This window comes from Acrocarpospora macrocephala (assembly GCF_009687865.1).
GTDB classification, from domain to species: domain Bacteria; phylum Actinomycetota; class Actinomycetes; order Streptosporangiales; family Streptosporangiaceae; genus Acrocarpospora; species Acrocarpospora macrocephala.
On the sequence record NZ_BLAE01000007.1, the window covers coordinates 1 to 12,580 of the forward strand.

5 protein-coding genes are annotated in these 12,580 nt (G+C 67.0%); 1 reads left to right on the forward strand and 4 read right to left on the reverse strand.

What is annotated here, in order from left to right; all coding sequences use genetic code 11:
• Positions 1 to 173: 173 nt before the first annotated feature.
• From Amac_RS05930 to Amac_RS05940, 3 genes are all read right to left on the reverse strand, one after another.
• Positions 174 to 974: a lipase family protein gene (locus Amac_RS05930; protein ID WP_246268097.1), complete on the reverse strand. Its 801-nt coding sequence runs from the start codon at positions 972 to 974 to the stop codon at positions 174 to 176.
• A 38-nt stretch (positions 975 to 1,012) separates the two neighbouring features.
• A complete protein-coding gene (locus tag Amac_RS05935) occupies positions 1,013 to 6,214 on the reverse strand; it encodes a caspase family protein (protein ID WP_155353304.1) in 5,202 nt (1,733 codons plus the stop codon).
• 236 nt (positions 6,215 to 6,450) lie between these two features.
• Positions 6,451 to 8,409, reverse strand: a complete 1,959-nt coding sequence (locus Amac_RS05940; protein ID WP_155353305.1) for an alpha/beta hydrolase — start codon at positions 8,407 to 8,409, stop codon at positions 6,451 to 6,453.
• Between the two features lie 119 nt (positions 8,410 to 8,528).
• Here Amac_RS05940 and Amac_RS05945 point away from each other — a divergent pair, with 119 nt between their 5' ends.
• On the forward strand, positions 8,529 to 9,998 hold the full coding sequence (locus Amac_RS05945) for a phytoene desaturase family protein (protein WP_155353306.1): 1,470 nt from the start codon (positions 8,529 to 8,531) through the stop codon (positions 9,996 to 9,998).
• Between the two features lie 70 nt (positions 9,999 to 10,068).
• Here Amac_RS05945 and Amac_RS05950 read toward each other — a convergent pair whose 3' ends face one another.
• Positions 10,069 to 12,507, reverse strand: a complete 2,439-nt coding sequence (locus Amac_RS05950) for an ATP-binding protein (protein ID WP_155353307.1) — start codon at positions 12,505 to 12,507, stop codon at positions 10,069 to 10,071.
• Positions 12,508 to 12,580 lie beyond the last annotated feature (73 nt).

The following is a 12,580-nucleotide window of genomic DNA, read 5'->3' on the forward strand; positions in this document are numbered from 1 at the left end:
AGCCCAGGGCCGAAGGCCGATGGGGCCGAGCGCGAGCGTCCCAAAGGGCGGGTGGGTGGGAGAGAACCCGTAACCCCGCGCTACCGACCACCTTGCCCAGAACCAACCCCCAAGCCACAGCCCTTACGGGGGTGTCGTGGTGATTCCCGCCCTCCTCTTTTATCTTCGAAGGATCACAGTCCCGCTGCGATGGCAGCGCCTGTCTCCCTCGCCGTCAGATAAGGGCGGACATCGTGGGCGTGCGAACCGTTGTGGACGAGTTGGTCCGAGAGCGCTTCGCCGAAAAACGGGGCCAGCCCCTTGGACAGGGCGACGACATCCCCTTGGTCGGCGATATTGACCCAGTTCTTCACGTTGGTCGGCCAAAAGCCCTGCCCACTCGCCGGTTTCGGTTCCAGGCGGTCGAAGATCAGACCACGGATTCCGAGTGGCGAACCGAGCGTCACCAGTGTCACGTCACGGGCTTCGGAGCTCTCGTGGAGTGCCTCATAGGCGACGACCGAGCCAAGCGAGTGGGCGACCACGACTCTGGTCGCCGCGCTGATTTCCGTATTCACCCGGGCGCGGGCCTGCACGCGGATTCGAGGGTCGCTGATATAGAGGCGGACCTGGCGGGCGCCGAGAATTAGCAGATGCTCGGCGAGCCCGGCGAAGAAGGTCGAATGGCTGAGTGCGTTGAGGGCTCGCTGGAGGATATCCGGGGTTCGCATCCGGGTGGCGTCGCCGGGTCCGGGAACCGCGGGTTCCAGACCTGCCGCAGCCTTCCACCAGCCGAGGATCAGGTCGCGTTCGTCCTCCGTGAGATCGGTGGCGTCCAGCGGGACGCTGCCGACGGCTCTGGCGCCGGATTTACGGAACAGGTCTCCGTAGAAACCCATGACGACCTCGTCCCGGCCGACGGGCGCGTGCCCGGCCCTGGCCAAGCCGTCCAGCAGGGCCGGATACCAGCTTTCGAGCAGGGTGTGGGAGCCCATTGTTTGCTGTGCAATTCCGTGAACGCAGACAATCCTGCTCACAGATCCCCCTTGATGTTCTTCACTGTGGTGACATCGAGATCGAGGGCAAGCACGCCCATCTGGGTGGCTACGAATATGCGGCCGTCGGCGGTCATCACCATCTCCATGATGCTCGCCCCGATGTCCGCCTCGGCGAGCAAGGATTGGTCGGCCAGATTCCAGGCTCTCAGCAACCCGAGGCTGTCGGCGACGGTCGCGACAGGGACGCCGGAGATCTGCGCGCAGGAGATGGATCTGATGGAGCCTGCATGCCGCGAGAAAGGAAAGTCGAGGCGTTCACCCGTATTCAGGTTCCAGAGCAGAACGACACCGCTAGCGTCGCCGCTGACCACCACATTCCGGCCCAGGACTTTCTCAGCCGCCAGCGTGTTGATGGGGTAATCGTGACCGATGAGCGGCTTCCCCTCCGGTCTTCCGGATGGAAAGTGCCAAATTCGGATGGTGCCATCGGCACCGCCGGACACGATGCGACAATACTCCGCGTCCTGGTTCACTGTCAGCGCCTGCACAGCACTCCTATGGCCGGTAATCACCGGAGCGAGAGGAGCGAGAGTTATCGGACTCCATGCGTAGATAGCCCCGTCGGTGTCTCCCGTGAGCACGACTGACTGATTGTTCACTTGCCCCGTCCACAATGTATTCGCAAAAGCGAGATGACTCGTGAATGCCCCTACTTGCTCGCGCGAGGAAAGGTCCCAGACATTGATGTTCGCGCTGGGCAGAACCGCCAACTGCGCCTGCCCCTCTGATATCAGGGCTACTGAGAAGCCGACGTCGGTCAGCAGGTGGGGTGCGACCTGATCGCCTGTGTCAGCATCGTATGTTCGCAGGGCTCGTTCGTCATCAATACTGACAACCACTTTCCTCTCTCCTATCGAACCCACATCCAGGCTCAGCACGGGGAGATTTCGCGTGCTGAGAGGTTCGCCCACCGGCGACGAATTCAGAATATCCCACACACGTTCGTTATATGTGGTGGTGATTACGGCGACCGGCCGGTCCGACAACGCGCCAAAAGCCAGACTTTGGATATTCGCCGGCCCGCCTCGGAATGGCGATCCGTGGGCGATGCCAGTGTCCAGGTCCCAGAACATCGCGGACTCGTAATCTCCGACTGCCACGATCACACGACCGTTGTGATCATACAACCGCGCGAAAAGCGCTTGTTCGCAATCAAGAAAGGCGGTGCCGATCTCGGCACCGTCTTTCAGCTCACAGGCTATTATCGCATCGTCGTGCCGGACTTTGACAGCGAGTGCGCGTCCGCGAGCGAACCCGACTCCGATCAATTCATAGCGCGGAGGCCAATCCTCCGGTACCAGTGCGGCCAACTGCTCTGGCGCGGCTCCGGTGTCGGCGAGTTGCCATAGATATGCGCAGGAATGTGAGGAAGCGACTAGAATCCTCAGGCGTCCGCGGTCGCGATCGACGACGATGTCTTTTACGCCGCCCAGATGCCCCTCAAGAGGAAGACCGAACAACCTACCGGTATCGATGTCCCAGAGTCGCACAGTCCCGTCGTCGCTACCGCTGACGACGATATTCACCTCACCAAGACGCGTCAGTGCCAAGGCGCTGATCGAGTTCGTGTGTCCACGTAACGGCTCCCCAAGCGGGGTTCCGGTCAACGCGTTCCACACCCGGACCGTGCCATCGGTCTCGCCGGTGGCCGCGACCATCCGGCCGTCCATCTCCTCGACCGCAACGGCCACCACCGACCCGGAATGGCCTTCCATCGGGCGTCCCAGCTCCCGCCGTTCCTGTAGATCCCAGAGCCGGGCCGTCCAGTCCCGGCTACCGGTGATGACAACAGGACGACCATCCAGCCACCCCACCGCGGATGAGCACACGACTCCGTTGTGGCCGGATGATGGCCGATCCGCTGTCAGATCCCAGATACGAGCGGATCCGTCTTCACCCGCGGTGACCGCGAGAGGGCGATCGTTGCGCACATCGAGGACTGCTCCCGTCAGGTATCCGCTGTGCCCGGAAAGGCCTTGACCCTGCTGCCGCCGACTGCGTAACTCCCAAATGCGAGCGTTGATATATCCGCACGTCAACACGAGAGGGATGCCGTTCAATTCACCGAACGCGATAGTTTTCACACCTCCGTAACGCCAGTCGACATGAGCGGCGATGGGCTCTCCCAGTTGCTGGCGACTGGTCAGATCCCAGACGTTCACGTGGCCCAGGCCATCCCCGCTGACAGCCACCACGCGTTCGTCGAGCACACCGATGGCGACCGCGTTCACAGGACCGGAGTGTCCGCTCAGCTCTTCGGCCAAAGGGCGAGACATGTCGCTGAGGTCCCAGACCTGAACACGGCGATCCTTGCCACCGGTCACAGCGATGGGGTGTCCGTCCAGCATGCCCAGATCGACGGCGTTGACCGTGCCCCGATGCGCGGTCAGGGGGGATCCGATTTGACGGCGAGTCTCCAGATCCCACAGCCTGGCCGTGCCATCCTCGCTCCCGGTGATGGCAACGTAACGATCCCCGATCTTGGCCATCTCGACGGCGACGACCGAGTTGGTGTGTCCACGCAGCGCATGGCCGACCTCAGTGGCCGCCGAGAGATCCCAGACGCGAACGGTCCCATCGATGTCCCCGGTCAGCGCGACCGTATAGTCCGCGAGCTCGCCGACAGCGACCGCCAGGACGGATCTGTGTCCCCCCAAGGGCTTGCCGATCTGCTGTTGAGTGATGATGTCCCAGATTCTGGCCGTGCCATCCTCGCTGCCCGTAACGGCGATGGCACGATCGTCGAGGTCACCGACCGCGACGGAGCGCACGGCGGATGTGTGACCTCTCAATTGCCGGTGCGCCCCCGTGGCGGACCACCACGCCCACCGGGCGGACACGGGAAGTGCCAAACCAAGGGCGCCGACCCGGTCGGCCAGCTCGTCCGCCGCACATCGCCGGGCCGACAGCTGAAGTTCCGCGGCTCGCATCTCCAGGGGACGATCGCCGGTGAGCTGGTGAGCGATCTGCTCGTACGCGCTGCGAATAGCCTGTGCCCGCTGGTTTCCTTGCACGGTCGGAATCGCCCGCAGCATGGCGAGTCGATCGCAGGCCAGCAGGAAGCTCGGATCCGCGATCAACCCGTCGAGTAGTTCGGCCGCGGCGGCGTGGGTGGGCAGATGTCCACGGATGTAGGGATGAGCCGCGAACCAGTCTCGTCTCCCCGCCACGATCGGGATGGCCTCCACGAGCCCTTCCACGATCATCGCCTGGATCTCCCGTTGCCTGCCGGAACTCACCCGTAGATGTTCGGCGAGAGACTGGTGGTAAAGCCGGTAGACCGACCGGCCTCCGTCCACGACTTCGGCCACGTACGCGGACGCTGCGGTCAGAGTCTCCGCGACATCGGCTTCGGAACACTCGAAGCCCGACAGCCGGGTCGCCAGCAAGGTCCAGATCTGACCTCGGGGCAACCCTTGGCCCTCGGCAAAGGCCAGCGGCACGAGCATGCGGCGAACCTTCGCCTCGTCGGCTTCGAAACGGGCGAGAAAGTCGTCGAAGGCCTCGCCGATCTCGCTCGGCAACTGCTCCATCCAGCCGGGTTTGGTGACATCGACAGCCAGCGCCTGCCGCCGCAGCGATCGGGCCGTCATTCGAGCGACGAGAAAGACTCCAGCGGCTCTGCGCGCGACGCCCTCGCCCACCTGGCGGGCCAAATCGGGGCGCGTGCGATAGGGGGTGAGCACGTCCGGCTCGTCGCTGGCCTGCAAGACCCGCCGGACGTACCCGGCCACGTCGTGGTCGTCGCGGAATTCCGGATCGTCAAGATCGAGTACGGTTGGAGCGGTACCCAGGCTTGGCACCAACTCCCTTCGGGTGCCGATCAGCAGCCGCACTCCGTGGATCTCCGAGAGCGGTCGCAGGAATTCCCTCGCTATCCGTCGAGGCTCCCCTCGGCCACCCGAATCTGACAGAGTGCCCGAGCCGGCCTCGTCCAGGGCATCCACAACGATGACAACCGGCGGAGCGTTCCGATCTCGGCGGCTGAACTCCTGAAGCAGGGTAGCCGGGGAGTCGGTTTCGACGCCCGCAGCCGGCGCGATCCTCGCGACGATCTCCTCCAGCCGCTTGTGCCGGGCATGCACCGCGACCGTGACCAGACCCTCCGGTACGACGACGGCAGGATCGATGTCCGACACATCGAGTCTCGCGCGATACACCGGATCGGAGAGAGCGACAATTCGCCCCAGAACCGCAGATTTACCGCACCCCGGATTGCCCGTAACAACACGCCCGCCCCCATCAGCGTCCCGGGCGGTCATCCACGCGACCAGCTTGGTGAGAACCCTCGTACGCCCGCTGAAGTACAGTCCTTGCTCCGACTCGAACTCCACTCCCCGGGAGCGAGGACCAAAATGTTCAAGAATGTCTCTTGCGGCGACTCTGAGCTGGATCTCCAGATCAGTACCCAAACCGGGTAGGCCCTCACGATAGTTCTCATTGGGCAGGAAGGGGGCGAGACCCGACACCAAGCCGCTCGCGAGTTCGGCGCGCTGACCTAACCGCTCCCCAGCGAAGACATCATTGATCGCCTTCACCAGCTCCGTGAGGTCCAGATAACGTTGCCGCTGCCCCGTACGCTCGGCCGCCGAAGCCAGCGCGATTTCGAATGCCGCCACGAATGCGCCATCCATCGCCTCGTCCTTACGGCGCGCGGACGCGAGAAACCACAGCCCCGACGAATCTGCCGCCGTGTGCTGCCGGGCGAGGGACTGGAGCACGGTCATCATGCCGTCGGCGTTGCCCGCTCCGGCCATGCAACAGTCCAGGATGACGAGCAGGTGCCGCAACCCGCTCGCCCTCCGGCACAGCACCCGGACGAGATCCTCGGTCGGCAGCCCCGTGGCTACCAGGTCATCCGGCCTGGTGTCCCAGCACATCAGATGGTGGCGGTCGTACGGTTCGGCAACCCCGTGCCCGGCGAAATAGACGACCACAACGTCGTTCGCGTTGAGCCCGACATCGTCGGACCAGTGGCTCAGCGTCTGTCTCACCTGGGCCGCGCTGGAGTATTCCCCGAGCCCCGGCAGCACCGCCTGGTAACCGATGCTCTCGAAACGATCGCGCATGGCGGCGAGATCGGAGGAGACCCAGTGGAGTTGGTCCTCTTCTTCCAGGTGCAGGTATCGACCTGTTCCGAAGCCGAGAAAGAACCTACGTCCAAGATCTTGGCTCAAGATGTTCGCCTACCTGTCTGACGAGCGCGAAAGCGGTACTCCAGACAAAATAATGCTGATCATATTGATTTGCACCGCCAAGTTGGGGATCCTGCGGTGCTGTTCTGTCGCACTGCCACGCGCGAAAGCCATGCGAAGATCCCAATCTGGGCAATAACCCCCCAAAAGCATGCAACCATCGCAGGAGTCACTGCTAATTCATAGTCGCCATGTCAAAGAGATATTTCGCCAAAGCATCACGACGCTGTCGCGACGATCGGCTTACCGTCGGCGGATCCGATGAGGCTGATCACCGCGTTGGGCTCGTAGTCGTCGTACGCCACGGTGACCGCCGCCGTCAGGCCTTGCTTGTCGACGACGTCGAGTGTCGCGGTGACGTGGCCGGTTTCGCGGTTCCATTTGCCCGAGCCTGAGACCTTCACGTCGGTGGTCCAGCGAACGTTCCGGAACGTGAGCGTGTAGACAGGACCGTCCCCGTCCGTGCGGAATGTTCCGCCGCGGAGGCCGACGCCGCGGTCAACCGAGACGTAGTACCACTGCCAGATCGCGTCCTCGACGACGGCCGCGCCGATGGTGGCGAGCCGGAGCGCGTGCGCGCCGGCCTGATTTCCGGGTCCGGGCACGGCCGGGACGGCTTGGGCGCGCTTCGCGGGGAACGCGTCGACCAGGCGTACTTCGGGGGTCTGGGCGGCGCAGGAGGCGTCCAGGGGCTGGCTGGGGTGGCGGATGAACGTGCGTACCAGACCTTCGGCGCAGCCGACGTAGTCGAGTAGCGCGGAGACGTGGATCATGTTGCTGACCTGGACCCACTGGGCGTGTGGGCCCATGTGCTGGGCGACCCGCTCCCCGTCGGCGGGGGTGGTGAGCGAGTCCAGTTCGCCGGAGAGGACGAGCACCGGCAGGGATGGCGGCGCGATCGGGGTGCCGGACACGATGGGCGGGTCGTCTACGGCGGGTTTCGGCCACTTCAGGCAGGAGTCGAATTCCTCGGCGCCGCTGGTCGTCCATTCCTCGACGGTGAAGGGGGCGAACATGTCCTCGGGGAGGACGGCGACGGCCTGCTGGTATTGGGCGGCGCGGTCGCCGGTGTAGGCGAACGGCTGGGGGTAGTCGTTGCAGAAGACGGCGGAGTAGAGGCCGGCGGAGAATTCGGCGGCGGGGCCGGAGTCCTCGTCGGGGAAGACCGTCCGGGCGGTCAGGCGGAGGATCGGCTGCTTGTCGCCCCGGTCGAGGTACGCGCGGATCGCGGGGTCCAGCTCGCGGTAGACGCCGCTGTCGGGTCCGGCGGCGAGGACGAGCTGGATCATGGTGTCGACGTTCACGGTGGCCTGCACCGCCGTACCGTCCGGGTCTTTGGTCTCGCCCGTGAACGGGGCGGCGCGGACGGCCGACACCATCTCCTCGACGGTGGCCCAGCCGCCGCAGGCCGTGGAGCGGGCGCAGGCCAGATCGAACGCGGTCCGGGCGGTTTCGATCGCGTCCGGGTAGAACGGGTCGGCGTCCAGGACCGGGTAGGCCGCGTCCAGGATGACCGAGCGGAGTTTCGCGGCGTAGCGCGAGGTGAAGACCTGGGCGAAGTAGGTGCCGTAGGAGTCGCCGTACAGGTCGACGCGGCCGGGGGACAGCAGGTCGAGCAGGCGGGCGATGTCGCGGGCGGCGTTGGCCGTGGTGTAGAGGTCGCTGCCGCGCACGTACGAGCCGTCGGGCCGCTGCCGGGTGTGGTTGAGACGGCGGCCGCAGGCGCCGACGGCGTCGAGGTAGGCCTGGTTGCCGTCGGCCGTGGTCGCGTTCTGCAACCGGGGGCAGCGGACCGGGTCGGAGCGGCCGGTTCCGCGCAGGTCGGCGATCAGGACGTTCCTGGTTCTGGTCAGCGGGCCGAGCATGTCCAGGTAGTAGTCGCGGGAGGACGTCGAGGAGTATCCGGGGCCGCCCTCGACCGCCAGCACGGTCCCCTGGGCGTTCGCGGTCGCGGGGAACCACTCGAAGTAGAGGCCGGTGGTCCCGGCTTGCGGGTCGGCGTACGAGAACGGCACCTGAACGGTCGCGCACCAGGCCAGCGTCGAGGTCTCGCACGGTTCCAGGGTCAGCGACCCGACCGTGATCGGCGCGCGAGCGGCTGACTGCGCGGGCAGGGCTGCCGCGCCGAGGCTGACGACGAAAGCCGCGATGATCGCGACCGCACGCAAGGGGGACATACCTCACGACGATCTCCCCGCAAGCCCTCTCCGTCAATATCCAAATTGAGCGCTCAGTCAGCCTTGTCATGGATGACCATGGATTGTGTGCTTGTAACGGACGCGAGAGGATCCTTTTCATGCGTTACGACGTCGTCATCGCCGGTGGCGGGCACAACGGCCTGGTCGCGGCGGCCTATCTGGCCCGCGCGGGGCGGCGGGTGCTGGTCCTGGAACGGCTGGACCACATCGGCGGCCTCGCCATCTCGGCCAAGGCGTTCCCGGGCGTGGACGCCCGCCTCTCCCGCTACTCCTACCTCGTCAGCCTGCTCCCCACGAAGATCGTCAAAGACCTGGGTCTCTCGCTCGAACTCCGGCGGCGCCGCGTGGCCTCCTATACCCCGGCCGGCGACACCGGCCTGCTGATCGACAACGAGGACCCCGCCCGCACCGCCGCCTCGTTCACCCGAGCCGGCTCGTCCGACCTGGACGCCTGGAACGACTTCCACGCCACCCTCTCCCGGCTCGCTGCCCGCGTCGCCCCCACTCTGCTCGAACCCCTCCCATCCCGTACGGCCCTGCGCAAGACGATCGACGACGACACGGCCTGGCACGACCTGTTCGAACGCCCCATCGGCCAGGTGATCGACGACCGATTCGGCAGCGACCTGATCCGCGGCATCGTCCTCACCGACGCGCTGACCGGCACGTTCGCCAACCCCCACGAGGATCTTCTCGCCAATCGCTGCTTCCTGTATCACGTGATCGGCAACGGAAGCGGCGAGTGGACGGTCCCCGTCGGCGGCATGGGCGCGGTGTCCGACGCCATAGCCGAAGCCGCTCGCGCCGCCGGGGCCAAGATCATGACCGGCTGCGAGGTCCTCCACATCGACCCCAACGGCGAGGTCACCTACACCGAGAACGGTTCCCAGCACGTGGTGACGGCCGACCGCGTCCTGGTCAACATGCCACCGAAGGCCCACCAGGAGGGCTCCCAACTCAAGCTCAACATGGTGCTCTCCCGCCTCCCCCGGCTCAAGGACCCGCACGTCGACCCCCGCACCGCCTTCACCGGCACCTTCCGCGTCAACGAGAGCGCCTCCCAGCTCTCCACCGCCTTCGACCAGGCCTCGCGCGGGCTCATCCCCGACCTGCCCCCGTCGGAGATCTACTGTCACTCCTTGACCGACGACTCCATCTTCGGACCCTCCTTACGCGAGAGCGGCGCCCAGACGCTGACCCTGTTCGGCCTCTGCATGCCCGCCCGCCTGTTCACCACCCCCGAAGCCAAAGATCTCGCCGTCACCAGGACACTCGCGTCGATCAACACCGTCCTGGCCGAACCAATCGAGAACTGCCTGCTCACCACCCCAGACGGGCAGCCCTGCCTGGAAGCGAAGACGCCCCTCGACCTGGAACGGGATGTAGCCCTACCAGGAGGCCACATCTTCCACGGCGACCTCTCCTGGCCGTACGCGGAGGACGATCACGACCCGTGGGGCGTGGAAACAGCACACCCCCGGATCCTGCGCTGCGGCGCGAGCGCCCGCCGGGGCGGCGGCGTGAGCGGAATCCCCGGCCACAACGCGGCCATGGCCGCCCTCGGCTGAAGCCATTCGTCCGCGCGGACGGACTTCGTGCCATCGGCCCGCTTCGCCGCGATACTCCAGCTCCAGAGGCTCACCCCGGATCCGTGAGCGGCAGGCGGAGGACGAAGCGGGCGCCGCAGGCGGGCGGGTGTTCGACGTGGAGGGTCCCGCGGTGGGCGCGGGCGATGTCGCGGGCGATCGCCAGGCCGAGGCCGGTGCCGCCCGCGCCGCGGCTGCGGGCGGTGTCCAGGCGGGCGAAGCGCTCGAAGATGTGCTCGCGTTCGGCTTCGGGGACGCCAAGACCGTCGTCGGTGACCGTGAGCTCGGCGCTGCCGCCGCTGCGGCGCAGGCCGACCTCGACGTCGCGCTCCGCGTGGCGCTGGGCGTTGTCGAGCAGATTGGTCAGCACCCGGCCGAGTTGCTGGGGGACGGCGTCGATCAGCACGCCGGGTTCGAGCCGGAGCCGTACCGGGTGCCGGTCGCGCCCGCGGCGGGAGACCTCGGTCTCGATCAGCCGGGCCAGGTCGACCCGCTCCGGCGTGGCCGACAGGTCGGCCCCCAGCCTGGCCAGCAGGAGCAGGTCGGCGGCGATGTCCTGCAGCCGGTCCACGTCACCGAGCGCGTGTTCGAGTAGCTCGTCGAGGTCGGTCTCGTCGGGGTGGAGCTGGGCCTCCTCGAGCTGGGCGCGCAGCCCGGCCAGCGGGGTGCGCAGTTCGTGTGAGGCGTCGGTGGTGAAGCGCCGCTCCCGATCGAGGGACTCCGTCAGCCACGCCTCCAGGCGCTCCAGCTCCTGGACGCGGGTGCGCTCCATGTCGTACAGGCGGGCCCGCGCCAGGGCCTGGGAGACCAGCCCGCTGAGCGCGGTGAGCGCGGTGCGCTCCTCGCTGGAGAAGCGGCGGGGGCGGTCAAAGGAGATCACGCAGCAGCCGGTGTACTGGCCGGGCACGAGCAGCGGAAGGATCGCCGAGGGGCCCAGGTGAGGGCCGTCCGGATACTCGGCCTCCGAGGTGATGAAGAGCGGAGCGCGTGATCGAAGCGCGTCGGAGAGGGCGGAACGCTCCGGCAGCGTCTGGTTCTCGAGACGGCGGAGGATGTCCGCGGGGTAATTGAAGGCTCCGGCCACGTGCAGACGGCCGTGGTCGATGGTGAGGATGGCCAGCCCCGCCGCGCCGAACGCCGGCAGCGCCCGCTCGGCGACGACCCGTACGAGGTCACAGGCGGTCACGGCGTCGCCGAAGGAGCGGGTCAGCTCCTGGATCCAGGCGGCCCGCTCGGCGGCGGCGCGTTCGGCCGCCGCGCGCTCGGCGTCGCGCAGCCGCTTCTCCGTGACATCGGCGAGGTAGAGGGTCAGGCCGTCGGGCACCGGCACCAGCCGCACCTGGTACCAGCGCTGATCGGTCGGCCACTGCACCTCGAGGCCGACGGGCACGCGCTCGGCGGCGGCCCTGCGGCACGACGCCTGCAGCTCGTGCAGCTTTCCCGCGGGCAGGTCCCACAGCACCTGACCGTAGGGGTCGACGACCCCCAGGAGGCGTTCGGCGTCGAGGTTGACGAAGGTGACCCGCCAGTCACGGTCCACCGCGAGGAAGGCGTCGCTCATGTAGCGGAGCGCGCGGCTGACCGATTCGCGCGCGGCGCGGCTCTCCGTGGTGTCCCAGACCGTGCCGATCATGCGTACCGGCTCGCCCGCGTCGTCCAGCACCAGGTGGCCGCGCTCCTGGACCCAGCCCATGGTCCCGTCCGGGCGGCAGGCGCGGTACTCGACGTCGTACAGGCCTCTGGTGCGGAGGGCCTCCTCGGTCGCGATCATCACCCTGGGATGGTCCTCCGGGTGGATGAGGCTGACCCAGGAGTCCGTGTTGTGGGGGGCGGTGCCGGGATCGATGCCCAGGACGGTCAGCGCGGGCTCGTCCCAGTACAGCTCTCCGGTCAGGATGTTCCAGTCCCAGGATCCGATCCTGGTCGCCTTCAGCGCCTGCCGGAGATGGGAGTCGGCGGCGTGCCACCACTGGCGCCTGGTGTCCGAGTCGGCGCTGGATCTCGCCAGCCGCAGGGCCAGCCAGTCGGCCAGCGACTGGAGGAACGCCTGCTGGCGGCCGCTCGGCTTGGCAGACCCGAGGGAGAGCACCGACAGCACGCCGATCGGTGCGTCACGGCCGGGCAGTGGCACGGCCGTCAGCGTGACGGCGGGTGGCGTGACCGCCTCGTCCCTCTTGTCGCGCCGGACCCGCAGGGCAGCGGATGCGCACACGGGCGCTCCGTCGCGCAGCGCCCGGACGATGACCTCCCTGATCTCTCCCCACTCCCGCAGTTCCGCCGGGGGCAGTCCGGTGGCGACCACCAGGCGCGGCTCGCCACTGCTGGCGGGGGCGCCGGACCAGTGCACCATCCCGCTCAACGCGCCCAGGTCGGCGACGGCCTGGTCCAGCGCGTACTTCAGCACCTCGATCTCACCGAGGCCGGCGGACGCGAGCGCGAGAACGCGCAGCCGCTCGTCCTCTTCGGAAGCCACGGCCCAGGGTTCGTTCATCGCCGTTCTCACCCCCTGGCTGTCATGCCAGAGGCATGACGCTGGGCCGATTCAACCGAACACTTGTCCTGTT